The organism is Actinoalloteichus caeruleus (genome assembly GCF_049311605.1).
In the GTDB taxonomy this organism is placed as follows: Bacteria; Actinomycetota; Actinomycetes; order Mycobacteriales; family Pseudonocardiaceae; genus Actinoalloteichus_B; species Actinoalloteichus_B caeruleus.
The window spans coordinates 2,727,394-2,752,879 of sequence record NZ_CP186005.1 but is presented as its reverse complement, the minus strand read 5'-3'; the positions used below and the strand labels follow the sequence as shown (position 1 = coordinate 2,752,879).

25 protein-coding genes and 1 tRNA gene are annotated in these 25,486 nt (G+C 72.7%); 15 read left to right on the top strand and 11 right to left on the bottom strand.

From position 1 onward, the window contains the following. Positions 1-43: 43 nt before the first annotated feature. Entirely contained in the window at positions 44-670 is a 627-nt protein-coding gene (locus ACOJVX_RS11775; RefSeq protein WP_051314300.1) for a DUF4291 domain-containing protein, read from the top strand. Between the two features lie 150 nt (positions 671-820). Next, positions 821-894 (top strand) — tRNA-Pro (locus tag ACOJVX_RS11770). 847 nt (positions 895-1,741) lie between these two features. Here ACOJVX_RS11770 and ACOJVX_RS11765 read toward each other — a convergent pair. Beyond that, positions 1,742-2,311 carry a TetR/AcrR family transcriptional regulator gene (locus ACOJVX_RS11765; protein ID WP_026420274.1) on the bottom strand — a complete coding sequence of 190 codons (570 nt, stop codon included), beginning with the start codon at positions 2,309-2,311 and terminating at the stop codon, positions 1,742-1,744. Between the two features lie 89 nt (positions 2,312-2,400). Here ACOJVX_RS11765 and ACOJVX_RS11760 point away from each other — a divergent pair, with 89 nt between their 5' ends. Then, on the top strand, positions 2,401-3,348 hold the full coding sequence (locus ACOJVX_RS11760) for an SDR family NAD(P)-dependent oxidoreductase (RefSeq protein WP_418155236.1): 948 nt from the start codon (positions 2,401-2,403) through the stop codon (positions 3,346-3,348). 304 nt (positions 3,349-3,652) lie between these two features. On the opposite strand, the gene ACOJVX_RS11755 is transcribed toward ACOJVX_RS11760, so the two are convergent. Then, complete coding sequence (locus tag ACOJVX_RS11755) at positions 3,653-3,916, bottom strand: hypothetical protein (RefSeq protein WP_418155237.1); 264 nt, start codon at positions 3,914-3,916, stop codon at positions 3,653-3,655. 524 nt (positions 3,917-4,440) lie between these two features. On the opposite strand from ACOJVX_RS11755, the gene ACOJVX_RS11750 reads away from it, so the two are divergent. Continuing rightward, on the top strand, positions 4,441-5,478 hold the full coding sequence (locus ACOJVX_RS11750; RefSeq protein ID WP_418155238.1) for a helix-turn-helix transcriptional regulator: 1,038 nt from the start codon (positions 4,441-4,443) through the stop codon (positions 5,476-5,478). Between the two features lie 86 nt (positions 5,479-5,564). On the opposite strand, the gene ACOJVX_RS11745 is transcribed toward ACOJVX_RS11750, so the two are convergent. Both ACOJVX_RS11745 and ACOJVX_RS11740 read right to left on the bottom strand, forming a co-directional pair. Further along, complete coding sequence (locus tag ACOJVX_RS11745) at positions 5,565-6,500, bottom strand: proteasome assembly chaperone family protein (protein ID WP_026420271.1); 936 nt, start codon at positions 6,498-6,500, stop codon at positions 5,565-5,567. Between the two features lie 834 nt (positions 6,501-7,334). Beyond that, a complete protein-coding gene (locus ACOJVX_RS11740) occupies positions 7,335-8,003 on the bottom strand; it encodes a hypothetical protein (protein WP_418155239.1) in 669 nt (222 codons plus the stop codon). Between the two features lie 100 nt (positions 8,004-8,103). Here ACOJVX_RS11740 and ACOJVX_RS11735 point away from each other — a divergent pair, with 100 nt between their 5' ends. From ACOJVX_RS11735 to ACOJVX_RS11725, 3 genes are all read left to right on the top strand, one after another. Continuing rightward, entirely contained in the window at positions 8,104-9,597 is a 1,494-nt protein-coding gene (locus ACOJVX_RS11735; protein WP_035292895.1) for an MFS transporter, read from the top strand. 10 nt (positions 9,598-9,607) lie between these two features. After that, entirely contained in the window at positions 9,608-10,186 is a 579-nt protein-coding gene (locus ACOJVX_RS11730; protein WP_026420268.1) for a TetR/AcrR family transcriptional regulator, read from the top strand. Positions 10,187-10,924: 738 nt separating this feature from the next. Then, positions 10,925-11,110, top strand: a complete 186-nt coding sequence (locus tag ACOJVX_RS11725; RefSeq protein ID WP_418153577.1) for a hypothetical protein — start codon at positions 10,925-10,927, stop codon at positions 11,108-11,110. Here the strand turns inward: ACOJVX_RS11725 and ACOJVX_RS11720 are convergent. Together ACOJVX_RS11720 and ACOJVX_RS11715 are read right to left on the bottom strand one after the other, a co-directional pair. Continuing rightward, positions 11,107-11,247, bottom strand: a complete 141-nt coding sequence (locus ACOJVX_RS11720; protein ID WP_418153578.1) for a hypothetical protein — start codon at positions 11,245-11,247, stop codon at positions 11,107-11,109. The two genes, ACOJVX_RS11725 and ACOJVX_RS11720, sit on opposite strands and share 4 nt — an antisense overlap. Beyond that, positions 11,244-11,495 carry a hypothetical protein gene (locus tag ACOJVX_RS11715; RefSeq protein ID WP_422647523.1) on the bottom strand — a complete coding sequence of 84 codons (252 nt, stop codon included), beginning with the start codon at positions 11,493-11,495 and terminating at the stop codon, positions 11,244-11,246. The genes ACOJVX_RS11720 and ACOJVX_RS11715 overlap by 4 nt, the downstream gene beginning before the upstream one ends. Before the next feature lie 425 nt (positions 11,496-11,920). Between ACOJVX_RS11715 and ACOJVX_RS11710 the strand changes: the two genes are divergently transcribed. Further along, positions 11,921-13,156: a glycosyltransferase gene (locus ACOJVX_RS11710; RefSeq protein WP_418153580.1), complete on the top strand. Its 1,236-nt coding sequence runs from the start codon at positions 11,921-11,923 to the stop codon at positions 13,154-13,156. A 587-nt stretch (positions 13,157-13,743) separates the two neighbouring features. On the opposite strand, the gene ACOJVX_RS11705 is transcribed toward ACOJVX_RS11710, so the two are convergent. Next, positions 13,744-14,112 carry a VOC family protein gene (locus ACOJVX_RS11705; RefSeq protein WP_422647522.1) on the bottom strand — a complete coding sequence of 123 codons (369 nt, stop codon included), beginning with the start codon at positions 14,110-14,112 and terminating at the stop codon, positions 13,744-13,746. Between the two features lie 501 nt (positions 14,113-14,613). Next, on the bottom strand, positions 14,614-16,122 hold the full coding sequence (locus ACOJVX_RS11700) for an alpha/beta hydrolase (protein WP_030107359.1): 1,509 nt from the start codon (positions 16,120-16,122) through the stop codon (positions 14,614-14,616). Positions 16,123-16,387: 265 nt separating this feature from the next. Here ACOJVX_RS11700 and ACOJVX_RS11695 point away from each other — a divergent pair, with 265 nt between their 5' ends. The 4 genes from ACOJVX_RS11695 to ACOJVX_RS11680 all read left to right on the top strand — a co-directional run bounded on the left by ACOJVX_RS11695 (position 16,388) and on the right by ACOJVX_RS11680 (position 19,465). Continuing rightward, positions 16,388-17,575 (top strand): sensor histidine kinase, encoded by a 1,188-nt coding sequence (locus ACOJVX_RS11695; RefSeq protein WP_026420265.1) that lies wholly within the window; start codon positions 16,388-16,390, stop codon positions 17,573-17,575. Next, complete coding sequence (locus ACOJVX_RS11690; RefSeq protein WP_418153582.1) at positions 17,572-18,249, top strand: response regulator; 678 nt, start codon at positions 17,572-17,574, stop codon at positions 18,247-18,249. Before ACOJVX_RS11695 ends, ACOJVX_RS11690 begins: the two co-directional genes overlap by 4 nt. Before the next feature lie 182 nt (positions 18,250-18,431). After that, complete coding sequence (locus ACOJVX_RS11685; protein WP_418153583.1) at positions 18,432-18,668, top strand: hypothetical protein; 237 nt, start codon at positions 18,432-18,434, stop codon at positions 18,666-18,668. Positions 18,669-18,700: 32 nt separating this feature from the next. After that, a complete protein-coding gene (locus ACOJVX_RS11680) occupies positions 18,701-19,465 on the top strand; it encodes an alpha/beta fold hydrolase (RefSeq protein ID WP_026420262.1) in 765 nt (254 codons plus the stop codon). Between the two features lie 825 nt (positions 19,466-20,290). Here ACOJVX_RS11680 and ACOJVX_RS11675 read toward each other — a convergent pair. Next, entirely contained in the window at positions 20,291-21,202 is a 912-nt protein-coding gene (locus ACOJVX_RS11675; RefSeq protein WP_418153584.1) for a helix-turn-helix transcriptional regulator, read from the bottom strand. Positions 21,203-21,426: 224 nt separating this feature from the next. Here ACOJVX_RS11675 and ACOJVX_RS11670 point away from each other — a divergent pair, with 224 nt between their 5' ends. The 3 genes from ACOJVX_RS11670 to ACOJVX_RS11660 all read left to right on the top strand — a co-directional run bounded on the left by ACOJVX_RS11670 (position 21,427) and on the right by ACOJVX_RS11660 (position 24,210). Further along, the gene (locus ACOJVX_RS11670) at positions 21,427-22,449 is read left to right on the top strand and encodes a zinc-dependent alcohol dehydrogenase family protein (protein WP_030107363.1); all 1,023 of its coding nucleotides are present in this window, start codon (positions 21,427-21,429) and stop codon (positions 22,447-22,449) included. Positions 22,450-23,157: 708 nt separating this feature from the next. Continuing rightward, entirely contained in the window at positions 23,158-23,943 is a 786-nt protein-coding gene (locus tag ACOJVX_RS11665) for a TIGR03084 family metal-binding protein (protein WP_026420258.1), read from the top strand. Between the two features lie 123 nt (positions 23,944-24,066). Next, positions 24,067-24,210, top strand: coding sequence for a hypothetical protein (locus ACOJVX_RS11660; RefSeq protein ID WP_156038672.1), 144 nt, complete (start codon positions 24,067-24,069; stop codon positions 24,208-24,210). A 227-nt stretch (positions 24,211-24,437) separates the two neighbouring features. On the opposite strand, the gene ACOJVX_RS11655 is transcribed toward ACOJVX_RS11660, so the two are convergent. Then, positions 24,438-24,914, bottom strand: coding sequence for a flavin reductase family protein (locus ACOJVX_RS11655; RefSeq protein WP_081715685.1), 477 nt, complete (start codon positions 24,912-24,914; stop codon positions 24,438-24,440). Positions 24,915-25,009: 95 nt separating this feature from the next. After that, the gene (locus tag ACOJVX_RS11650; RefSeq protein WP_103056864.1) at positions 25,010-25,486 is read right to left on the bottom strand and encodes an acyl-CoA thioesterase; all 477 of its coding nucleotides are present in this window, start codon (positions 25,484-25,486) and stop codon (positions 25,010-25,012) included.

Here is a 25,486-nt window from a genome sequence, read left to right as displayed (position 1 = left end):
GAAATCCGTTGCCCCAGCGGCCGGCGCACCCGATGCTCGTCCCGTGTCCCTCCGCGAGGTCCGAGCCAATGCCGACGCGAGCAGCGTCGTGGTCTACCAGGCCTACCCGGCCGCGATCGCCGACCCGGCGTTGCGGGCCGGCACCTTCGTCGCTCCCTTCAAGCAGGAGCGGATGACCTGGATCAAGCCCTCGTTCCGCTGGATGATGTACCGCTGCGGCTGGGCCACGAAGCCAGGCCAGGAACGGGTGCTCGCCGTGCGGATCAGCCTCGAAGGGCTGTGGTGGGCTCTTCGCCGGTCGTGCGCCAGCAGCCACGGCGCGGGACGGCACCCGAACAGGGAGGCCTGGCGACGGCAGCTGGCGGAAAGCCCGGTCCGGGTGCAGTGGGACCCGGACCGGGACATGGACCTGAACCCCCTTCCCCAGCGCTCCATCCAGATCGGGCTCGGCCCGGAGGCCAGCCGCCGCTACGTCGACGAGTGGATCGTGGAACTCACCGACGTCACCGAACTCGCCCGCGAGGTGGGGCGCCTGGTGCGGGCTGGCGATCAGGACGGGGCGCGTGCGCTGTTGCCCGAGGAGCACCCGTTGACGGTGCCCGCCGATATCGCCGAGCGGATCGACGTCACCGGGCCAGCTCCCGCCCGGACGAACGGCCAGGGCAGGTGAGACCCCCTACCGGTAGCCCGGGAACAAGGGGACCTCGTTCTTCCTGGTGCCACATCACCCCAGGTCAGAACGGCCTGACGACGATACGCACCCCCCGGTCGGGCCGCGTGGGAGGCGTGGGGTAGTCTGTGTTCACACCGAGACGGTAACCGGGACGTGGCGCAGCTTGGTAGCGCACTTGACTGGGGGTCAAGGGGTCGCAGGTTCAAATCCTGTCGTCCCGACGGTTACGAGAAGGCCCGCTGACACTGGGAACATACCAGGTCAGCGGGCCTTCTCGCGTTCCGGTGCCGATCAGCGACCGATCATCCACTTCGGCCCCTACCCGCGAGTAACCCCCGCGGTGGGAGGATTTGGGGAGGATCGGGTCCGACGGGGCGAAATGTGGTCGCGTTCCCAGAAGCGAACCGTGTCGCCCGAACGGGGTGATCGTGGCGGCCCAGCAGGAGCCAAGCCGGCGTGCCGACCGACCGCGCGCCCAGTATTGCCGGAACCCCAGCAGGGTGCCGTACCAGGAGCAGCACGAGGGTGCCCCCCATCTCGCTTCAGGAACAGCGCGTACTCGTCGTAGGGAGCATCCCCGCGTACGCGGGGCCGATGCCCTGGCGGTCCTCAAGCTGACCTACGCCACGGGAGTATCCCCGCGTACGCGGGGCCGATACTTGTTGACCTGCGACTCCACACGGGATGAGGCCCATTTCTCCGCAGCCTTCATTCAATGCCGCTCGCCAGTTCACTCGTCACTTGATCACCACTTGTCCCACCATGGCGCCTGTCGACGTGACCAGAACGGCCACGACGGTGATCCCCCGTGTTCAAGGGCATTTTCCGGGCGGCGAGCCGGCCCCGCTCGACGATGAGCACGGACGGGTTGATCCTCGACCTACCGTCGCTCTGGCGCCTGGACGATCACGACGCTCGCCGGGCACCAGGCGGATCACGCACAGGGTACGCACACCGAAGCAGCGGGCGACCGGACTCGGCACCCAACCCGGCCAGTGGCTGCCGAGGAGAGCGCCGGCGGCCCGAGAGCCCGGAGCACGTTCCTCCTCCGGTGGTCGTGGGGACGGGTCAGCGGGCGATGAGCCCGGTGAGCACGAGCGCGAGCCAGCGGACACGGGCGGCGGGGGCCTGGTCGGTGGGGAACGTGGACAGCACCAGGTAGAGGTCGTCGACGGTGCAGTCGGTGCGCAGCTCGCCCTGTGCCTGTGCGGCGCGGAGGAGTTGACCGAGCGCGCTGGTCACGCGTGCCTCCAGGTCGCGCATGGCGGGATGGACGGCGTGGTCGGTGTTGAGGGCGTGGGCGGCCGCTTTGACCGCCTGGTTGTGCGCGACGGTGTCCATCAGGCGTGTGAGGAACCCCGTGAGCTCCTCCATGGCGGGCGCGCCCTGGCCGGCGCGCCGCAGGGAGTCTTCTGCGTCGTCGGCGACCGGTGCGAATGAAGCCGCGATCACGGCGTTGACCAGGTCGGTTTTGTTCGGGAAGTGCTTGTAGAGGGTGCCGACCGCCACGCCGGAGGCGGCGGCGATCCGCTCCATCGACACTCCGGCCCCGTGCTCGGTGATCTGTTCGTGTGCTGTGGCCATGATCCGGGCGCGGTTGCGGGCGGCGTCGGCTCGCAGTGGCCGTTGGGGGGACATGGGCTGCTCCGGGTACGGGTTTGCGTCAAGGTGAATTATGATTCACCATAGAGGTGAATCGGCATTCATCTTACCGACAGGGGACGATCATGACGAGCACGACCGCCGCCACCCGCTGGACCGAGGACGACGTCCCGGACCAGGACGGCCGGGTGGCCGTCGTCACCGGTGCGAACAGCGGCCTCGGTTGGGAAACGGCGCGGGTCCTCGCCGCACACGGGGCGTGTGTCGTCCTCGCGGTACGCGACCTCGACAAGGGCCGGCAGGCGATGGCCGCCATCACCGACCAGGTGCCCGGCGCCCAACTCGGCCTCCAGCGCCTGGACCTGGCCTCCCTGGAATCGGTGCGCGCCGCGGCTGCCGAGCTGCGTGACGCCCACCCGAGGATCGACCTGCTCATCAACAACGCCGGTGTGATGTACACGCCTCGGCAGAAGACGCAGGACGGCTTCGACCTGCAGTTCGGCGTCAACCACCTCGGGCACTTCGCGCTCACCGGGCTCCTGCTGGAGGCGATGCTGCCCTTACCCGACTCCCGGGTGGTGACCGTCAGCAGCCTGGGCCACCGCATCCGGGCCGACATCCACTTCGACGACCCGCAGTGGGACCGCACCTACAACCGTGTCGCCGCCTACGGGCAGGCCAAGCTCGCGAACCTGATGTTCACCTACGAGCTGCAGCGCCGCCTCGCCTCGCACGGCACCGGCACCGGCACCGGCACCACCATCGCCGCCGCGGCCCACCCCGGGGGTGCCGCCACCGAACTGATGCGGAACCTGCCCGGCCCGCTCCGTGCGACCGCGGGCCTCCTCGTCCCCTTGTTCACCCAGACAGCGGCCATGGGCGCGCTGCCCACGCTGCGGGCCGCGACCGACCCCGCGGTCACCGGCGGTCAGTACTACGGCCCCACCGGGATGGGAGGGGTTCGGGGATACCCCCGCGTGGTCGCCTCCAGCGAGAAGTCCCATGACAGGGCCGTTCAACAGCGCCTGTGGACCCTGTCCGAGCAGCTCACCAAGGTCACGTTCCCCGTCTGAGCCGACCTGGCGGGGATACCGGCCCGACAGGACGGCGGCACCGTCGCGCCGGAGCCTGGGTGCCGGTCGCGTGCTTCCAACTCATCGACGACGAGGAGGACTTCCCCGGCGCGGGGGGCTCGTAGGGGTCCACCACTGCCCGCGCTCCCGGAACGGTGGACACGGTCGGCTCAGCAACCCTTCGATCCGTGCTCGTCGATCAGGGGAGCCCGGTCCCCTGGCACGGGAACGGCTCCGGGTGGGAGCACCACCGATCCTGTGCCGCCACCGGTCGGTCATCCGTCCACGCGCAGCGCCGTCCAGCTCAGGCGATGATGTTGTCCAGCAGCAGCATGAGCGTGATGAGACCGGACAGTACGAGCACACCCACCACGGCGCAGCCCGAGTTCGGGGCCGAGGCGTTGGGCTTGCGGGGTTCCCTTCCCGCGTTGACGGCCGTTCCGGCCTCGAGCCCCCAGCAGTAGAGGCACTCGCCGCCGTAGTCATAGGTCCTGCCGCACTTCGAACAGGTCTGCGACGCCATGTCGAACTCCCCTTCGGCTGCCTCGTCCCACACCAGGCCGCGCACGCGAGCCCGTTGCTGAATTCGTGAGGTGGAACGGTCCCTCGAATCCGCGGGACTTCCAGGGCGAGGCACCGAACTCCTGGGTCCACCTCGGACTCGTCGAGGACGGGATCCGTGACCGGCGCGGGCCGCCGGTCACGGTGATCGGGCCCGGCCGCCCCCCAGGCCGGCCGGGTCCGGTCACGTCCCCGTCCCCGTCCCCTGGGGCGACCGGAGACGATCCGCTGTCGCGTCGCGACCGCGACAGGAAACCCCCTCCGGCTGCCCCGGCAGGGTGATCGTCTCCGTTGCCTTCGGGTCCGGAGTGGATCTCGTGTCCCAACTCATGATGGTTCGACCCCGTGCCGAGCGGTATCCCAGAAATCTGGGAACACCGTCGGCCACCAACCAGTTGCTCGCAGTATCGTCCTGTTGATCGCGGCGACCACCGTCGCCGGAACGACTCACGAGAACGGACACCCGTGGCGAACCGGCGGCAGCGCGAGCGACAGGTTCTGGGGGATCTCCGCGACCTGGCGAGGGCGGGCGTGACCGCCAGGGAGCTCTTCGCCGAGTTGGACGGCCTGCTCCCGTCGTTGATGGGCTTCGAGGCCGTCTGCTGGCACCACACCGATCCGCTGACCGGCTTACCGACCTCGATGGTCAGCACCACCCTCGACCCACGGGGCATGGGGCCAGCGATGGACCTGGAGTTCGCCGGCGGCGATGTCGCCACGATGGCGCAGATGCACGCACGGGGCGACCGGGTAGCGGCCCTCAGCCAGGTCACCGAGGGCCACCCGGAACGCAGCATCCGCATGCGCGAACACCTGTCCACGCACGGGTTCGGCGACGAACTGCGGCTGCGGTTCGATCTCGGTGAGGGCACCTGGGGCTTCGCGGCCCTCATGCGGGAGAAGGGCAGCGGCCCGTACTCCGAGGAGGAACTCCGCTTCGCCGGTCAGGCGAACCGGCTGATCAGCGCCGCGCTCCGCCGCACCTACCGCCCACCGACCACGCTCGCGGTGGCCGCTCCGGTTCCCGCCGTGATCGTCCTCGGCTCGAGCGACGAACTGGTCGCGGCGGACCAGCCGGGGCAGGCCCTGCTGCTCGAGCTCGCGGACTCGGTGTTCGACGTGCTGGCCGTGCCCGCCGTGTTCCTGGTCCTCTCCCGGATGGCCCGACACGCCGAGGCGGACCCGACGGGTATTCCGGCGGTGATGCGGCTGCAGACACCAGCCGGGCAGTGGATCGTCCTGCGCGGCTCGGTGCTCCACGGCATCGCCGCCGGGCAGGTCGTGGTGACGGCCTCGACGCCGACGGCCGCCGAGATCATGCCCCTGGTGCTGAGCTCCCACGGCCTGACCCGCCGTGAGCAGCTGGTGACCGCGCAGGTGCTGCGGGGCGGCAGCACCAGGGAGATCGCCAAGGAACTGTCAGTGGCACCGGTCACGGTGCAGGACCACCTGAAGTCGATCTTCTCCAAGGTCGGCGCGCGTAGTCGAGGCGAACTCGTCGCCTTGCTCTCGCTCGACGGCCCGCGGCTCGACCACTCGGTCCCCGCGGCATCGAGCGACCGGCGGTGACCCGCGGTGGGCCGCACGCTCCGGGGCCGCCCTCAGGAGAGCCCGCCCGGTGCGGCCCGCCCGCTGCCCGCGTGCGGTCATGCGGCTCACTGTTCGGGCAGCCCCGTAGGTCCCTGCTCGGCGAGGAAGCGCTCGAACTCGGAGCCGATCTCCTCGGCGGTGGGCAGCGCCTCGCCCTCCTCGACCAGGAGACCTCGCGTGCCCGGTGCCGGGGAGGAGGAGTCGTACTGGCGCTCCAGCGCGCGCACCACGTCCGACACCTCGGCGGACTCCACCACCTGCCGGTCGATCTCAATGTTCACCCGCTCGGCCGCGGCCGGCAGTCCCCCGGAGGGCAGTGCCAGCCCCGTGGCTCGGCTCACCGACTCCAACAGGGTCACGGCGGCCGTGGGGTAGCTGGACTGCGCGAGGTAGTGCGGCACCTGCGCCGCGAAGCCCATGGCGTCCAAGCCCGCCTCACCCAGCCGCAACTCGAGCAGGGCCGCCACGCTGCCGGGTACCTGGAACCGGTCCCTGAACGCCGGGTGACCGAGCCCGGCGACCGTGTCCAGCAGCTCGGTTCGCGTGGCGTGCGACACCACCCCGAGCGGTCGGGTGTGCGGCACGCCCATCGGGATGCCGTGGAAGCCGACGGCGAGCCGGACACCCCACCGGTCCATCAGATCGCGCACGGCCGCGATGAACAGTTCCCAGTGCCGGTCGGGCTCGGGCCCGGTCAGCAGCAGGAACGGCGTGCCCTCCTCGTCGAAGAGCTGCCGGACGACCAGCTCGGGCTTGTCGTAGGCCGCCCAGTGGTCGACGGCGTAGGTCATCGTTGGCCGTCGGGACCGGTAGTCGATCAGCCCGTCGACGTCGAACCGGGCGACGATGCGTCCCCCACCGCTCTCGGCGAGGTGCTCGGCCAGCAACCTGCCCGCCGAACCGGCGTCCATGAACCCCTCGAGGTGATGCAGGAGGACCGCACCGTTCAGGTCGGGGACGTCGGAGTCCACCTCGTACAGCTCCCGTGGATCGAGCACCACCTGTAACCTCCAGCCCTTCGGCCTACCTGTCGTCGCTCAGGTGCAACGCGGCACGGCCGCTGTTCCATCCCGCGTTCGCGGACGAGTTCGACGAGTCACACGAGATCGTCGGGGTGGTCTCCGTGACCGCCTTGTCCCGGCGTCCCCGCGTGGCGCTCCGAACCACGTCCTCGCGATCGATCCTGCCATCGTGCGCCCGTGCGTCGGGCGGGAACCGGTCGAGCGGTCCGCCCGACCGAGGAACACCACGCCAGCCCGCAGGAGGTGTGTTGGCCGAGGACCGGCTACCTCAGCGCGATTGGGTGGTATCGGCATCACCACCGCACGCGGAACGCGCACGAGCACTTCACCAACACCCGGGAGGACCAGGACAGGGCCGAAGGAGATGACGAGCATCAACACGCCCCGCTGCCACGACACCCCGTCATCAGCAGCGATGCCGGCCGATCCGAGCCACTTCGCCAGCAGTGCGGCGGAGGCCGTGAATCCCGCGGCTACCCGGATCCAGGAATCCGTTGCTGTCGGTGTCCTTGCCCTTGTCCTTGTTCTCCCCCATGCGCGGGCCTCTGCCCGATTGATGGAGCGGCGGCTCTCGTCGATCCCCCGTCGCCTTCCCGCACGACTCTGTGGACCGCCAATCGCCGCGCGAAGCCCGACCGTGGTGCTTCGAGCCCTCCCCCGAGGCCGGTGGCGCGCGAATTCGGCGGGTGTGGCCCCGCGCCCGGCACGGGGCCGTCGGTCGGACCACCCGCTCCGACGGGCCACCACCACCTGGCGCGCTGGCGTCGGCCACGCGCCACCTCCCGGCCGGTTTCGCCGGCCCGGAGGGGCGGCTCAGCGTTTCGCGTCCCGTCCGGCACCCGGAGCGTTGGCGGTGCCGGTGTAGATGAAGACGCCCACCGAGCTCGGGAGCCCCTCGAGGGCGAGCGGCATGGTGCGCTCGTGGGCGCGGTGGAGACCCCTCCGCTCGTAGAACTCGTAGGTGCACAGCGAGTCGGTGAAGAGGTGGTAGTCATCGCGGCCTGAGGCCCGCAGGTGGTCCGTGAAGTGGGTCAGCAGCTGCTTGCCGACGCCGGTCCCCCGCGTGGCGGAGTCCACGACGAAGAGGGTGAGTTCGTCGCCGAGGGTCCCGCCAGCGTCCCGTCGCAGGCCCGCGTAGGTGCGGGCGAAGGTGAAGTACTGGCCCAGGGAGCGGTAGTGCCCGAATCCCGTCAGGGCGATCATCGCGGCGTGCCCGGCCAGGCGAAGCCGGTCGCGGGCCCGACGCGCGAACGGGGGGTGGCCGTCGACCCGTCCCATCACGATGCCGACCGCGCGTCCGTCGAGGACCGCGACCCGCGTGTACGTGCTCGCGACGAGGCACTGACGCAGGTAGATCTCGAGCGCGTGGCGCAGGAGTCGTGGGGTGCCCGCGTAGCGGTGGATGTGGAACGCCTCGTTGATCACGGCCTTGACCCGAGGAGCGTCGGACTCCCGGTAGGGCCGGTACGTGACCTCGGCCATGGCGGACCTCCCTGGTGGTGAGCGGCCGGGTGGGCCAATCGACTGTTACTGTACCGACTAGTCAGTACAGTAACACCGAGGGGTGACGGACGTGGCAGGGATGAGCGACGCGCGACGCTGGGCGAGCCTGGGAGTACTGGTGGCAGCCGTGCTGCTGCTGGCGATCGACAGCACCGTGCTGTACCTGGCCGTGCCGTCACTGACCCAGGACCTGGGCGCGAGCGCGACCGAGGTGCTGTGGATCGGTGACATCTACTCGTTGGCGCTGGCCGGGCTCCTCGTGACGATGGGCAACGTCGCCGACCGCATCGGACGCCGGAGGCTCCTGTTGATCGGCGCGTCGGCGTTCGGCGGGGCCTCCGCCCTGGCGGCCTTCGCCGTCAGCCCGGAGATGCTGATCGTCGCCCGCCTGTTGCTCGGTGTCGCCGGCGCCACCATCATGCCCTCGACGCTGTCGCTCATCCGCAACATCTTCACCGACCAGGTGGAACGAACGCGGGCGATCGCGCTCTGGTCCGCGGCGGCGGCGAGCGGGATCGCCCTGGGTCCCCTGGTGGGTGGCGCCCTGCTGCAGAACTTCTGGTGGGGCTCGGTGTTCCTCATCAACATCCCGATCACCCTCGCGCTGGTGGTGGCCGGTCTCGCGCTGCTCCCCGAGTCCCGCAACCCGAACCCCGCCCGGTTCGACCTGCTCTCGAGCTTCCTGTCGATGGTGGCGATCGTGCCGTTCGTGTACGTCATCAAGAAGGCCGTGGGCGGGGACGTCGACCTCGTGGTCGGTGCCGCGCTCCTGCTGAGCGTCGTCGGAGCGGTCCTGTTCGTCCGGCGTCAGCGGTCCACCGCCTCACCGATGATCGATGTCGACCTCTTCCGCGTTCCCGAGTTCAGCGGCGCGGTCCTGGTCAACTTCATCACCATCTTCGCCCTCAGCGGGCTGCTGTTCTTCTTCGCGCAGTACCTGCAACTCGGACGCGGGATGAGCCCACTCCAGGCCGGCGTGGCACAGCTGCCCGTCGCGGTGGCCGCCATGATCGTGGTCGTCCTGGTCGGCCGCGCGTTGCGGCTCCTCGGTCGAGGACGGGCGATCTCGGTGGCGCTGGTCGTCGCGGCCGCCGGGCTCCTCCTGCTGGCCCTGGCCGAGACGGCCGACGGCTTCGGCTGGATCGCCCTGGCGCTCGTCCCGATCGGGCTGGGGATCGGCCTGGCCGAGACCCTCAGCGTCGACGCGGTCGTGTCCGCCGTGAAGCCGACGAAGGCCGGCGCGGCGGCCTCCATCTCCGAGACGGCGTACGAGCTCGGCGTCGCGCTCGGGATCGCCGTCCTCGGTTCGATCGTCACCGCGCTCTACCGCTCCAGCCTCGACCTCTCGCAGGTGGCGTTGCCCGAGCTGGTCCGGGCACAGGTCGAGGACTCCCTCGCCGGCGCGGTGGCCGCGTTGGAGCCCGGCTCGCCGGCTCTCGGCCTGGCCCAGAGCGCTTTCGTGTCGGGCATGCAGGTCACCACGGTCATCGCCGCTGGGATCCTCGCCCTCGCCGCCGTGGTTGCATGGCGGTTGATCCCCGCCACCCGGACCACCACGCCGGTCGAGCACTGAAGGAGAACCGATGGGTCGCACCGAAGGGCGCACCGCCGAGGACACCAAACGCCTGATCCTCCGTGCGGCCGCCCAGGTCATCCGCCGCGACGGGTTGGCCGCGAGCCTCGATGACATCGCGGCAGAGGCGGGGGTGTCCAAGGGCGGGTTGGTGTATCACTTCCGCAGCAAGCAGGCGCTGCTCGTCGCCCTGGGCGAGTCCATCGCCCGGAGTTTCGAGGCGCTGGTCACCAGCAGGATCGACCCCTCGGACACCCGTCCAGGACGTCTGACCCGCGCCTACATCCGGGCCTGCTTCGCCGATGTCGAGGACCCGGTCGCCATGCGGGACAACATCGCGATAGCCGCGCACCTGATCAGCGATGATGACCTCCAGGAGCTCGCCGACCAGGACGGACGCCGCTGGCGGGCACGGCTCCGCGAGGACGGCCTGCCCGACCGGACGATCACCCTCGTCATCGCCGCGTGCGACGGGGTGAGCACCGGCCCCCTGTGGGGTTCGGCGCTCGACGGCGACGACGTCCGCGAACTGGAGAGGGACCTGATCGGTCTCACCGAGTCGGGTCCTGGGCCCGGCTCGGGCGGATAGGGGACCGCCCCGCACCGATCCCGCCCGTCGTGGACCGGAACCAGGCGACCCACCCGGGGGCCTGGCACACGGGGGACTCCCAGCGGCGACCCGGACGGCGACGTCGGGGTGCACCGCGCGCTCACGGTCCGACCGCGCGCCTCGGCGGGCGTCCCGGGCCACCGGTAGCCGGTCGAGGACGGGCACGTCAGTCGCGGTCAGCCAGGCGGGTACCGCGCTCGTCCCGTATGCCGTCCCGTCGACGCGCACGCCACGCGGCCGGTGTCCACCCCGGCCTCGGGTAGTGCTGGGCCCACTGTCGGCGGCAGCCGACCGGGCAGGCGTCGACACCGGATGTGGCGGGGCAGGTGGGGAGGGTCCGCGCACTCGTCCGTACGCCACCCGCCACCACCCAGGACACGCGGATTGCCCGACGTGGACGAGCAACGCCCGCACACCCGACCTACCCGGCGGCGCCTCGCGGCCCCGCCCTGCCTGGCCGGTGGCCGAGTACCGTCCGAGGAACCACGCCAGGGTGATCAGCTCTTCGGTCGCCCTTCGACGACGAGCAGTGCCGCCGGGGTTGTCGCCGGTGGACGGAAGTGCGGGGATCGGGTCATGGGAGCCAACCGCGCGCGAGTGCACCGGTCCGTTTCGACGTGGACGCAGCCGACACCGCCTCCCTGTTCGCCTGCTCGCACCGCGCTCATCGCCACGATCGCGGACCAGGTCCTGGCGCTGGGCCCCCATCGCCTCCGCGTGGCTGTTGACGGCCGCACCGCGGCGGGGAGGACCAGCTTCGGCCATGAACTCGCCGAGCACATCGCTCACCGTCGCCGACCGGTTCTCCGCGGGAGCCTCGACGACGACAAGAAGCCCTGGCGGGACCGGCACCTCGACGATCGTGAGTCCGGCGAAGGCTACTACCGCAACGCGTACGACTAGGACGCCGTGACCGACCTCCTGCTCGATCCGGCCGCTCCCCAGGGCTCGGGAATGTGCGTGCTCTGCGGCATCGACCCGCTGGCCCAGGTGGACCACTCGTCGGTGACCGCCCGCGCGGCGCCGGACGCCGTGCTCATCGTCGACGGCGTGTTTCGCGTTCCGCGCCGAGATCAACGACCGCTGGGACTTCCGCGGCTGGCTGGACATCGGTGCTGACCTGTCCATCCAGCGAGGGACCGGACGGGACCAGGACTGGACGGATTCCGACGCCGAGGCCCTGCACCTCGACCGCTACCTGGGCGCCGAACGGGTCCACATCGCCGAGGCCGATCCCATACGGGTGGCGGACGTCGTCATCGACAACCGCGTGTTCGAGCACGCCCACGTGCGACGCCGAACGCCCGCCTGCGGTCACCCGGACGCACGACAGGGACGGTGCCGGACGGGGCGCGGGGCATCGCCGCGATAGCGGGAGGACGTTTCCCCATTCGAATGACGCTGGGTACGAGTACTGGGCACGAGTACTCATCTCGACGCGAAAAGCGCGGGCGAGGCAGGACGAGGGGCCTTTGCTCAACCGCGAGCAGGGGCTGGCCGGAGATGCCCCCGAGTCCACGGTCAATTCGTCCCCGAACTCGGTGCCGCGCGCTTGTCGTCCCTCGGCGGCCGTCCGGGCGGAGGAATGGCGAGGCGGTCACCCGCTCTCGGCCATGTTCAACATATAGCGCACTGGTGGTCTTGCGGCAAGACCCCGGTCGTGCCGCAGAATCGCCGGCCGAAGCCAGAACCTACGGAAACGGGTGGCGTGGAATGCGGGTGCTGTTGTCGACCTACGGGTCGCGTGGGGATGTCGAACCGCTGGTGGGGCTCGCGGTGCGGCTGCGGGAAGCGGGAGCGGAGGTGCGGGTGTGCGCACCGCCGGACGAGGACTTCGCCCGGCGGTTGGGCGATGTGGGCGTGCCGGTGGTGGGCGTCAGCGAGTCGGCCCGGGTGTGGACGAAGGCGGCCCCTCCGGCGGAGGCCCTGCCCCGACGGGCGGCCGAGGTGATCGCCGGGCAGTTCGAGGCGGTCGCCTCGGCGGCCGAGGGATGCGACGTGCTGGTGGCGACGGGGATGATGCCGGCCGCTGCCGGTGCGCTGTCGGTGGCCGAGCTGCTGGGCATCCCCTCCGTGTCCGTGACCTTCCAGCAGCTGACCCTGCCAGCGCCGCACCGGCGGCCGCTGGCGTACCCGGGCCGGCCGTTCCCACCGGACGTGACGGACAACCGGGTGCTCTGGGACCTGGACGCCCGCAACATCGACGCGCTGTTCGGCGAGGCGCTGAACACGAACCGGGTGGCGGCCGGCCTGCCTCGGGTGGACGGCGTCCGCGACTACGTCGTCGGCGTCCGGCCGTGGCTGGCGACGGACCCGGTCCTGGATCCGTGGCAGGAGACCCCGGGACTCGACGTGGTCCAGACCGGGGCGTGGGTGCTGCCGGACGAGCGCCCGCTCCCGGCCGAGTTGGTGGCGTTCCTGGACGCCGGCGAGCCGCCGGTCCACGTGGGCTTCGGCAGCATGCCCATGCACGCCTCGACCGACGTGGCCCAGGTGGCCGTCGAGGCGGTCCGCGCGCAGGGCCGCCGCATCGTCCTCGGTCGGGGCTGGGCGGATCTGTCCCTGATCGGCGGTGGGGACGACCACATCGCCGTCGGCGAGGTCAACCACCAGGCGCTGTTCCGCCGGGTGGCCGCCGTCGTGCACCACGGTGGTGCGGGCACCACCACCACGGCCACCCAGGTTGGGGTGCCCCAGGTCGTCGTCCCCCAGTTGGCGGACCAGCCGTACTGGGCGGGCCGGGTGGCCGACCTGGGCATCGGCTCGGCACACGACGGGCCGACCCCGACCGTCGGGTCGCTGTCGTCGGCGCTCGCGACCGCCTTGGCTCCCGAGACCCGCGCCAGGGCGGCCGCTGTCGCGGCCACGATCCGCACCGACGGCGCCGCGGTGGCCGCGCGTCTGTTGCTCGACGCCGCCGGAGGAGGAGCGGGGGCGGGGTCATCGTGAACCGCGGGGCTTCGTCCAGCCGGGCGCCGTGACCGGCACCGCCGCCTCCACCGCACCGCCCACTCCCCCGCCGGCGACCTCACCTGCCGGTCAGGTCTGGCACGAGCTCGGCCCCCTGCCGGGCGGCTCGCGACGTGCGGGGAGATCCGCGGTCAGCCGCCGAGGCCGCCCGTATCGCCGGCGCGGACTCGGCGGAGCGACACGGCGATGCCGGTGGCGCCAGGAGTCGGCAGCACACGCGGCCAGGAAGGTCACTGGCCGGGGCCGGCGTCGCGACCGGGACGCGGGGACGGTGGACCTCGGTGCCGGGGCGGCGAGGGACGCCGTCGCCGACCAGGGCGCTGGCGGCGGGGTCGCTCGCGGTCGCCACCTCGCCGGGCGACCCGCACCACGGGGTCAGCGGGACTCGTGACCGACCAGGTCGACGAGGAACGGCGAACTGGGGTCGGGCGCCGCGGCCGGGGCGGGTCGAGCCCGCTCAACAGCGCCGGTGCGCGTCCTCGGCGGCGGTCCCGACCAGGTGGCCGCCGCCCCCGCCGCTCGTCCCGCGACGCGAGCGCCGAGCGGCCCCCCAGCCGCCCCGCGCCCTACGCCTCCGCCCAGACGCCCAGTTCGTTCCCGCTCGGGTCGGTGAAGTGGAACCGACGTCCACCGGGGAACTCGTACGGTCCGTTCACCACGTGGCCGCCGGCGTTCCTCACCGCCTCCACGGACCTGTCGAGGTCGGCGGAGTAGAGCAGCACGAGCGGGCCACCCGTTCGCACCTCGTCGGTTGTTCGGAGTCCGCCTACTTCCGCGTCGCCCCGTGGGCTCCGGATGCCTGCGTACCCGGGGCCGTGGTCGTTGAACCGCCAGCCGAACGCCTCGCTGTAGAAGCGTTTGGCCCGCTCGAGGTCGGTGACCGCGAGTTCGATGTAGTCGAGGGCGTGGTGCTGGTGCGTGAGGGGTTCGGACACGCCCGCATCCTGCGCCCCGGGGCCGACGAACCCGCGATCGTGGAGGGCGCCGCCGGGGCGGGGAGTGGGGTGGCCGGCCGCCGGTTCTGGTCACCGCACGGGTGGACGTGATCGCTCGGCCGGCGGCGGAACCGGGTGGGGCACGCTCGACCGGTCGACGCGGGACCGCTGGATCACGGCAGCGTGTGGAGCCAGCACCGGTGACCTCGTCGAAGTCATGCCTTCGCCTTCCAGGGCCAGGTCGAGCACCAGGTCGGCGCCACTGGACCCCGGCCGGGACAGCGTCGCCGGCCCCGGTCCACCGATGGCCCGCACCGTCTCGCGTTCAGGACGGGCGAGGCCGCACGCGGACGTCCTCAGTGAGCCCGAAGGGCTCCAGCTGGTCGATGCGGCCACGGCGGGGCGGTGGGGCGGCGGGGCGGCGGGCGGCACCGGGCCGGGGTGAGCGGTCGTGGCCACCCACCCCGGCCGGGGGACACCGCCTCGCCCGGCATTCGGTCCTCACCCAGCGGCCGGGGCCTCGCAGGTCAGGTCCCGTTCGGGCATCGTGCCGTCGACCAGGAAGCGGGTGGTGACGTTCAACGCGCAGGGGTTGCCGCCGAGGACGTACACGCCGTGCCCGCTCCCGTCGACGCTCAGCAGCCGGGATCGCTCGCCGAACTCCTCGTTGAGCAGTTCACCGCCCCGCAGGGGGGTGACCGGGTCACGCTGGTTCTGCACGACCAGCACGTTGGTCGGCCCGTCGTCGTTGATCTCCACCGGAGGCCCGGCCGGCTCCCGCCAGTAGGCGCAGGGCATGACGTTCGCCGTGGCCGCACCGAAGAGCGGGTACTCCACGCGGTCCTCGGCGACGGCCCGCCGGTAGGTCCGCAGGTCCTCGGGCCATTCGACGTCGTTGCAGGTCACGGCGAGGAAGACCGACCAGGAGTTGTCGTGCGGTGCGGGCGTCCCAGTGGGCGCCGGCCGGTCGTCCTCGGGGCCCGCCTCGGTCCGGGAGAGCAGTGACTGCCAGGTCTGCGCGGCCTGGCCGTAGGACTGCTCGTGGTAGAGCGTCGCGAAGGTGGACAAGCGGAAGAGGTGGCCGTCGACTTCGCCGACGGGGGTTTCGTCGAGCCGTTCGGCGAGGGTGAGGTAGGTGGCGCGCACCTCCTCGGGCGTGCGGCCCAGGCCGTAGCTGTCGTGCCGTGCTGCTGCCCAGGCGGCGAAGTCGGGGAAGGTCTCCTCCATGCCGCTGCCGTAGCGGCGCATCCCGTCGTGGTCCAGGTGCGTGTCGCCGATGTTGCTGTCGAGCACGATCCGGTCGGAGCGTTCGGGGAACATCGAGGCGTAAGCGGCGCCCAGGGCCGTTCCGTAGGAGTACCCGAGGAAGCTGGCCTTGTCCTCGCCGAGCGCGGCCCGGATGCGGTCCAGGTCGCGGGCCTTGTTCGCCGTCGTGAGGTGGCGGAGTCGTCCCTCGTCGTCGTTCGCGGCGCACTTCTCGGCGACGCTCTCGGCGATCCTCGCCTGCTCGGCGACCGCCGCGTCGTCGACCGCGTAGGGCGGGATGGCACCGTGGTACTGGTCGTCGTCGGTGAAACCGCAGCTCACCGGGGCCGAGTGGCCGACGCCCCTGGTGTCCATCCCGATGAGGTCGTAGCTGTCGAGGACGCTGGCCGGAATGCCCTGGGAGACCAGGAGCTGGGGTTGGGTCAGCCCGGTTCCGCCGGGGCCACCCGGGTTCAGCAGCAGTACCCCGCGCCGCCGGTCGGGGTTCTCGCTGGCGAGCCGGGAGATCGTGATGTCGATGTGCTCGCCGTCGGGGTCGTCGTGGTCCAGGGGCACCGGGACGGTGGCGCAGTCCAACGGGGTCGGGGCGGCGGGGACGTCGTCGGGGCACTCCCCCCACCGCACCTGGGCGGCGGTCTCCTCCCCGTGTTCGCCGGCCAGGGCGGGTACCCCGGCGACGGCCGTGGCGAGGCCGAGGACGGCGGTCAGGGTCACGCCTCGGGCGGCACTCCGTGGTCGGTGCATACAGCTCCACTCCTCGACGAGGACGCGGTGGACCGCCCGGTGTGGCGTGCCGGTCGCCGTTCGGGTGGTTCGTGGGTCCGCACGTCCTCGGTGTCGTGTCCGTCGTTCTGGTACGGCCCGAGTCTGTCCTTCTGACCCGGCCGGCACATCGGCCTCAGGGCTCGAACCGCCTCCGACGGAAGTCGGACGCGGTGCCTCGACCCTGGTCGAGGTCCCTGTCCGCCGGACCCGCCCGGCGACGCGCAGCCGTGGCGATAATGGCGGGGTGATCACGGACGGCGCGCCACGGCTCGGGGGGTGGCAGCAGGCATGGAGACTGGCGGCGGCCCTGGCACTGGGCGTTCCGTTCTGGCTCGCCACCGCCGCTGTGTTGCCACCGGGGTGCGCGGCCGACACGTGTTCCTGGTTCGCCACCGGTGATCCGCTGGTCGCGGTGGGCTGCGTGGTGGCCCTGCTGTGGCGGCGGCGGTTCCCGCTCGCGGTGGCTGTGGTGGTCGCGGCCGCCTCGACGGCGTCGTCGCTGGCCACCGGCACCGCGCTGCTCGCCCTGTGCTCGATCTCCACCCGTCGCCGGCCCGTCGAGATCGGGATCGTCGTCCTGGTCCACATGGCCGCCTCGCAGCTCGCGCTGGGCCTCTACCCCGTCGTCGTGTCCTCGCCCTCGCTGTGGGTGCGGCTCGCCCTTCCGGCTCTGAGCGCCGGTACGGCGGTGGCGGTGGGCCTCGCCATCGGCGCGCGGCGCGTCGAGGTGCGTTCCCTGCGGGACCGGGCGGAGAGCGCGGAGCGGGAGCGGGCCGCCGGAGCGGAGCGGGCCCGGGTTCTGGAACGCAACCGGATCGCCCGCGAGATGCACGACGTGCTCGCGCACCGGATCTCACTGGTCGCCATGCAGGCCGGGGTGTTGGACCACCGTCGCGGTCTGAGCGCCGAGGAGCACCGGGTGTTGGTCCGCGGCATCGCCGACGGTTCCCACCAGGCGTTGGAGGAGCTGCGGGACGTCCTCGGTGTCCTCAGGGCCGACGAGGGGGCCCCGGAGCCGGAGCCACCCTCCCTCGACGGGATCCCCGATCTGGTCGCCGACGCCCGCGCCTCGGGGCTGGACGTCGCGCTGACCCTGTCCGTGGACGGGTCACCACCGGAGGCGGCCGGACGGGGCTGCTACCGGGTGGTCCAGGAGGGGCTGACGAACGCCGCGAAACACGCGCCCGGCGCGTCCGTTCGCGTCACGGTCGGAGGGGCGGTCGGGGACGGGCTGCGCGTGGGTGTGCGCAACGCGTCCCGCACTCGGAGGGTCGCCGCGCCGCCGTCCTCGGGGTTCGGTTTGCTCGGTCTGTCGGAGCGGGTCGCGCTCGCCGGTGGGCGCCTGTCGCACCACCCGACCTCCGACGGCGGGTACCTGCTCACCGCGTGCCTGCCCTGGCCTGGTCCCGACGACGAGAAGAGCGCCGAGTGACGGGTGAACGGGAGCCGGTGCGGGTCGTCGTCGTCGACGACGACCCGCTGGTGCGGATGGCGCTGCGCCTGGTCATCGACGGCGAGCCGGATCTGACGCTGGTCGGTGAGGCGGCCGACGGGGTCACCGCGATCGCCGTGGTGGAGGAGCGGCGTCCGGACGTCGTGCTGGTCGATGTGCGGATGCCGGGTCGTGACGGGCTCGACACGACCCGGGAATTCCTCACGTGGCCCGTACCGCCCCGGGTGCTGGTGTTGACCACGTTCGACTCGGACGACCTGGTGCTCGGCGCGCTGCGTGCCGGCGCGCACGGGTTCGTCGTCAAGGACACCCCGCCGGCTCGGATCGTGGAGGCGGTGCGGAGCGTGGCACGGGGTGACCCGGTGCTGTCCCCGGCGGCGATGGCGCGGGTGATCGCCGCGGCCACCGGGCCGGGGTCGGCCGATGCGCGCGGCTCGTCCCGCGAGGCGGCGCGTCGACGACTGGCGGTGCTGACCGAGCGGGAGCTGGACACCGCGCGGGCCGTCGCGGACGGGTTGGGGAACTCGGAGATCGCCGCGCGGCTGCACGTGAGCGTGGCGACGGTGAAGGCGCACATCGGCAGCGTGTTCGCGAAGTTGGGTCTGGAGAACCGGGTGCGGGTCGCGCTCCTGGTCCGCGACGCGGAGGGGTGACCTGGTCCGGGTGGGCCGCGTACGTCGCGGGCGCCGGCGGCCGCTCCGGGCGGTGCCGGGTTCCGCGCGCGGCGGGCGGAGGGGGTGTGGTGTCGGGGTGGCCGTCGTGTTCCCGGGGTGGGCGGGTGTCGGCGGCGAGGGGTGGTGGAGCGGGTCGCGACCCCACTGAACGGGTGGGTTCGGTGTCCTCGTTCAGTTCCTCCGACGCTGTGGGTGGGGTGGGCGGCGCCAGGAAGGACATGCTCGGCACGACGTTCCGCGACGGGGTCACCACGAGCACGATCCCGGCCGCCCCGGGCACGCCGAGGGTCCTGTCGCCTCGGCCGCCGGGTGGTGGTGTCGAGTCGGCCCGTCCCGTGGTCGTACCGGGTGCCCTCCGCCGGCCACTCGACCACGAAGGGCTTGTCAACCTGGGTTGACGATCCCAGGATGTCAATATAGGTTGACACCCATGATGACGGACAGACTGGTCGACGTGGGCGGGTACGCGCTCCACGCCCGGGTCCAGGGATCGGGGCCGGCGGTGGTCCTGGACGGCGGCGGAGCCGGTCAGGGACTGGGCACGTGGGGGCCGGTACCGGAAGGTCTCGCCGAGTTCGCCACCGTGGTCACCTACGACCGGGCCGGGGTGGGTCGGTCGGGCGGGACCCAGGCGGGGTCGGTCGTGGACATGGCCGACGACCTGCGTCGACTGCTCCGCGCTCTCGACCTCGACCTGCCGGCGGTGCTCGTGGGCTGGTCGTACGGCGGACTGGTCACCCAGGTGTACGCCGCCCGCCATCCGGAGGACGTGGCCGGGTTGGTCCTCGTCGACCCGACGGCGGCGGGGACGCCCCCGGGGTCCGCCGTGGTGCGGAGTTCGTCCTTCGTCCTCGCGGCATGGCTGCTGCGGGCGAGGGCGGCCCTGGGCGGACGGAACGCGCGGCCCCTGCGCGAACTGGCCGTGACGCTGCGCGGCATGCCGGACGCCATGGCCGAGACCGCGCGGATACGGGAGGAACACGGCTTGCCACCCGTACCGGTCCGCGTGATCACGGCGGGCCGACGGCCCAGGATGCCGCGCGCGCAGCTCGAACACCTGACCGCCGACCACGAGGCGCTGGCCGCGCTGTCCCCGCGCGGACGGGTGCTGGTCGCCGAGCACGCGAGCCACCAGGTGCCCCACGACCAACCGGAGGTGGTCCTCGACGCGGTCGGGGAGGTTCTGCGGGGCTGAGGTCGGCCCGGGTCGTCACGTCCGAGGCCCGAGGCGAGGGCGGCCTTCCCACTGGTCACTCCCACCGGGCGTCCGGTAGTCCCCGTCCGTGGTCGTCGCCACCGCGCGTCCGGGCGGCGGCCTCGGAGCCCGGCGGCGGACTGGACCCGGTGGCCGCCCGCGTGTTCCCCCGTCGCCTCGCGGCGCCCGAACAGGCGGGGACGGGCGACGGCGGCTCAGCCGGCCGGGTCGCCCCCAACGGTTCCTCCGCGCTGCCCACTCCAGGGCCGGGGCCGCGCGGCGCCGGCCGGCCCCGGCGCGTCGCGTCGGAGGACCTCTCCCGACCAGGCTCCCGCCAGCCCACCGATCCGGTGGGCTGGCGGGGTACCGCCGTCACCAGCGCCCGGAGCGGCTGACCGACCGCGCGAGGGGAGCGCAGGTCGGCGAGCCCGTCGCCGACGGCACCGCGCCGCGGGCGGTGGTGACCGCGCGTCGTTCCCGGCATCGGGACACGCGGTCGAAGGGAGCCGGATCCCACGCCCACTGCACATCCTTCGGGGGCGTCGTGGTGCGCCCCCCGTCATGGATCAGCATCTCTTCCGGGTGGTGCCGCGACACGTGGACCTGCTGCGGGTGCGCGGCAGCGCGTGTCGTGGGCCCCCGTGCTGACCCAGTCCGCCCCCGCGCTCTGGCCCGCCCCACCGCTGGGCGAGGTCGGGAGCGGGACGTGTGCTCCGCACCTGCCGTCGGACGGGAGCGATCGGGCCTGACCGGTCTCTCGGGCGGCTGACCGCCGCCCCCGGGGTGGCGTCCCCGTCGCGGGGTGGTGGGCGGGCCGCTCCCTCGCTAGGGGGCGACCGGGCCCAGGCCGGTGGCCGCCGGGTCCGAGCGGGTGGCGGCTGGGGAGTGGCTGGTCTCCCAGGACGCCAGGAGCCGGAGCGCGTCCTCCGAGGGCGAGCCGGGTTCGGCGGTGTAGATGGTGAGGGTGAGACCCGGTTCCGCGGCCATCTCCAGGCCCTCGTAGGCGAGGGTGAGGTCACCGACCACGGGGTGGTGGAACGCCTTCGACCCGGTGCCGTGCTGTCGGACGTCGTGCGCCGCCCACCGGGTGCGGAACTCCTCGCTGCGGGTGGAGAGTTCCCCGACCAGGTCGTGCAGTTCCTTGTCGTGCGGATTGCGACCGGCCTCGGTACGGATGATCGCGACGCTGATGTCGGCGAACAGGTCCCAGTCGGGGTAGAAGCGGCGCGCGGCCGGGTCGAGGAACTGGAACCGGGCGAGGTTCGGCGGTTGGGACGGGGACGCGTGGACGTCGGAGTAGAAGGCCCGCGCGAGCTGGTTGGAGGCGAGCAGGTCCAGCCGGCCGTCGCGGACGAAGGCGGGGCCCGCCGTGATGGCGTCCAGCACCCACCGCAGGCTGCGGTGCGGCACCCACTGCCTGCTCCGCCTGCGCCGGGGCCGCCCGAGCGCGCTGGTGCCGTCCGCCGCCCTGGCGAGGTCGAGCAGGTGGGCGCGTTCGGCCTCGTCGAGCTGGAGCGCGCGGGCGAGCGCGTCCAGCACGCTGGCGGACGCGCCGGCCAGCGCACCCCGCTCCAGCTTCGAGTAGTACTCGACGCTCACGCCCGCCAGCGCGGCGACCTCGCCGCGGCGCAGGCCGGGTACCCGCCGGTGCCGGCCGGCGGGCAGTCCGACCTGGTCCGGGCTGATCTTGGCTCGCCGCGAGACGAGGAACTCGCGCACTTCCTGGCGGTTGTCCACGCACACCACGGTAGGTGCTCGCGGCCGGTGCGAGGGGTGCCCTGCTGGTACACCTCTCCGGAGGAACTCCCCGCTCGCCGGGGTCAGTGGTTGCCTGTGCCCCGGACCAAGTGACACCTGCCTGGCGACCACGGGGTTTAACCACCGCCTCGATTGGAACGCCTCAGGTGGGCCCCCGGCCACCCCTGGCCGGCGGCCCAGGAGCGACGAAATGGAGACTCATCGTGCGTGGTGTGGTGCTGCGCTCCCCCGGCGACGTCCGGGTGGAGCACCGGGACGACCCGACGATCACGGCGCCGACCGACGCCGTCATCCGGCTGTCCGCGACCTGCGTCTGCGGGTCCGACCTGTGGCCCTACCGAGGGATCGAACCCGTCACCGGCCCGGCCCCGATGGGCCACGAGTACGTCGGCGTCGTCGAGGAGGTCGGCGACGAGGTGCGGACGGTGCGGCCCGGCCAGTTCGTCGTCGGATCGTTCTTCGCGTCCGACAACACCTGTGAGATCTGCCGGGACGGATACCAGAGTTCGTGCGTGCACCGGGTGCCCATGGGCGCGATCGGGTCCCAGGCCGAGCTGCTGCGGGTGCCGCTGGCGGACGGCACGCTCGTGGCGACGCCGGACCTGCCCCCAGCCGACCTGATCCCCGGCTTCCTGGCGGCCTCCGACGTGTTGGGCACCGGCTGGTTCGGCGCGGTCGCGGCGCAGGCCGGGCCGGGGAGGACCGTCGCCGTCGTCGGTGACGGGGCGGTCGGCCTGCTCGGGGTGCTCGCGGCCAGGCAGCTGGGTGCGGAGCGGATCATCGCGATGAGCCGGCACGAGCCCCGCCAGCGGTTGGCCCGCGAGTTCGGGGCCACCGACATCGTGACCGAGCGGGGTGACGAGGGCGTGGCGCGGATCAAGGACCTGACGAACGGGTTGGGGGCGCACTCGGTCATCGAGGCGGTCGGTACGCAGGAGTCGATGATGCAGGCGATCCGCTCGACCCGGCCCGGAGGTCACGTCGGATACGTCGGCGTCTCCCACGGGGTCGAACTACCGGGCGAGGAGCTGTTCTTCTCCCATGTGAACCTGCACGGCGGGCCGGCGCCGGTGCGCCGTTTCCTGCCCGAGCTGATCGACCTGATCTGGAACCGCCGGATCGATCCTGGTCGGGTGTTCGACCTCGAACTGCCGCTCGACCAGGCGGCGGAGGGCTACCGGGCGATGGACGAGCGCAGGGCGATCAAGACGCTGCTCACCTTCTGATCCGTGGGAGGTGCCACCGAGCTGGCTCGTCGCGCACGTCGGCGGCGGGCGTCCGACCTGGTCGGCTGACGGACCCCGCTGCCGGTGGGCTCGAACGGGTGGGGATGTCGCCGTCGCGGGCCGCGCTGGTCGTGGTCGGCGGGCCGGCAGCGGGGGATGCCCGGGGGTCGAGGCGTCCTCCGACGCCCCGCCAGGACGGGGCGGGGCGGGGCGAGTCGCACCGTGCCCGCTCGGCGCCGGTGGGGTGGCGGGCGCGGTCGTCGTCGAGGGGCGGGCCGGATCCCGGTGGAGAGCCGGGGTTCGACGCGCCTCGAACCGCCCCGGTCGTGCGGCGACCTGTCCCCGGCCAGCGCGGGGCCCCGACAGCGTGAGCACCGGCCGGGGCCAGGCCCCGGCCGACCCGTCCACCGCCCACGCGGTCCCGCGTCGCACCGTTCCCACGACGGCCCCGCGCGTCGCGGGCGGGTAGGCGGCCGGCCACGTCGGACACCGGCCCGCTCCGGCCACGGCCGGTCACGCCGGGTGGCGCCGGCGAGCGCGGCGACGGGCAGCGGACCGTGGGAAGCGCGCACGTCGGAAGAGGACACGGTGGGAGCCGCCGACACATCCTGGGTGCGGGCGCCGACGCCACCACCCACGGCCCACGGGCAGCCGTCCCGGCGCCGCGTCTTCCCAGCAGTGTCCGTCGTGGACGAAAGGACGAAGCGGATGATCGGGCTAGCCGACGCGATCGCCGACCTGACGGCTGAGGCGGAGGAGGTCGACCGGCTCGTCGCCGATCTCGAACCGCCCCGGTGGGCGCTGGACACTCCCGCACCGGGATGGACCATCGCCGACCAGGTCGCCCACCTCACCTTCATCTTCCGGCTCGCGGAGACGGCGGCGGCCGAACCCGAGGCGTTCCGGGCGATGGTCTCGGGGGCGGAGGCGGACTTCGAGGGCGCGGTCAACGCCGCGTTACCCGCGTTCCTGGGGCCGCCCGCCGAGATGCTGCGGCACTGGCGCACGCAGCGGGACCGGACGATCACGGCCCTCGCCGCGGTACCGGCCGATTCGGTGGTGCCCTGGCTGGTCCGCCCCATTCCCCCGTCCGTGCTGGCCTGCGCGGGCCTGATGGAACTGTTCGGGCACGGCCAGGACATCGCCGACGCGCTGGGCGTCCGCCGGGAGGCCACCGACCGGCTGCGCGGGCTGGTCGGTTTCGCCGTGCTCACCCGCGACTTCGGCTACCAGGCCAGGGGTATCGCACCGCCCACCGAGCCCTTCCGCTTCGAGATCAGCGGGCCGTCCGGCGACCTCTGGGCCTTCGGCCCGGAGGACGCCGGGGAACGCGTCACCGGGCCCGCGCGGGACTTCTGCCTGTTGGTCACCCGCCGGCGGCACCACGCGGACCTCGCGGTGCGGGCGTCGGGAGCCGAGGCTCGGCGCTGGGTGGAGATCGCCCAGGCCTACCGGGGCCCCGCCGGTCCTGGCCGGAGGCCGGGGCAGTTCTGAACGGGGGACGTCGTCCGGCCTGGCTCGGTGCGCGTCGGGAACGGCGCCGGGCCGGCTGGACGGCGGCTGAGCGGTGACGGTCCCCACCGGACCGGGCGGCGTGACCCGTCCCGAGGACGGGCGGTGGCGCACGCGAGGGCGACCGGGGTGCTGGCCGTCGTGGCTTTCGACGCGGGCCGGTCGCGGTGGTCACCGCCCTCGCGGGAGGCCCGGGGCAGCATGGTCACCGCGCAGCGCGTCCGCTGCTGCTCGGCGGACGCGGCCTGACGCTCGGGCGTCTCGGGTCGCGGTCGCGGCGGGGTGAGGGGCGGGCGAGCCTGGTGGGGTACCCGCACGGTTGGTGAGCGCCAGCGACGGGGCGGGTGCTTCGGCGTGTCCGCCGGTGGCGGCCCCGTCGGCACTCGGGTGCGGGCCTCACCGACGCCGCGCCCCAGGGTGGTCCCGCCGGCGGCATGGGGACCACCCTGGGGCCGTGGTCCCGTTCCCGTGCCCGGTCAGTCCCCGGCGCGGGTGTCACCGGCGGGGAGGGCGCGGTAGCCGCCCCCGAAGAAGGTGAGTGCCCGGTCGCCCCGGCCGCGCCGGGCCGTCACCACCTCGCCGAGGAAGACCGTGTGATCTCCGGCGGTGACGGAGGTCGTCAGCTCGCACTCCAACCAGGCCAGTGCTCCGGCCAGCAGCGGCGCCCCGGTTCGGGGCCCGGGTTCGCAGGCGACGGTGTCGAACTGGGCGGCGCCCCTGGGGCGGTTCCGGTCGGCGAAGTAGCGGGCGGTGTCCTCCTGGTCGGCGGCCAGGACCGAGACCGCGAAACCCGAGGCGGCCGTGATCGCGTCGTGCATCGTGGCGCTTCGGCCCACGCAGCACAGGACGAGCGGGGGACGGAGGGACACCGAACTGACCGCGTTGGCGGTCATCCCGTGGACCCGTTCCCCGGTGACGGTCAGGACGACCACCCCGGTGGCGAACCAGGACATCGTCTCGCGCAGGGCGGAGGGCTCGACGACGCCCCCCGTCCCGCGTCCGTCGTGCCGCCCGGGGGCGGCGGGCGTTTCGGGCCGGTCCCGCCCGGTCACGGTGTCCCTCGCCGAGGCTCGGGAATGGTCGGGCTGCTGCCGCCACCACCGTAGGAGTACGGGGCGAGCGCGCGGCGGAGCTCCTCGGGGACCCTGGCCGGCGCGGTCGCGGAGTTGGGGCCGCGCATGCAGGCGATGCGTTGCCGGCCCCGGGCGACGAGCACCTCACCGGCCGGGTCCACCAGGACGTAGTCGAAGGTGAACTGGATCTGGGTCTGGGTCAGCTCCTCGAGCCGCATGCGGATCGACAGCTCGGAGAACGCGGTGATCTCGGAGAAGAACTCGCAGTCCACGGTGAGCGTGAACAGCTTGAGGTCCTGGCTGAGCTCGTCCAGGACGCCGGGTGCCCGCTCCCGGAGGAACATCTCCCGGCACCGCCCCTGCCAGCGCAGGTAGTTGACGTAGTACACGTTGCCGACGAGGTTGGTCTCCTCGAAGCCGACGACGTGCCGGATCTCGTAGTAGCCGGTCAT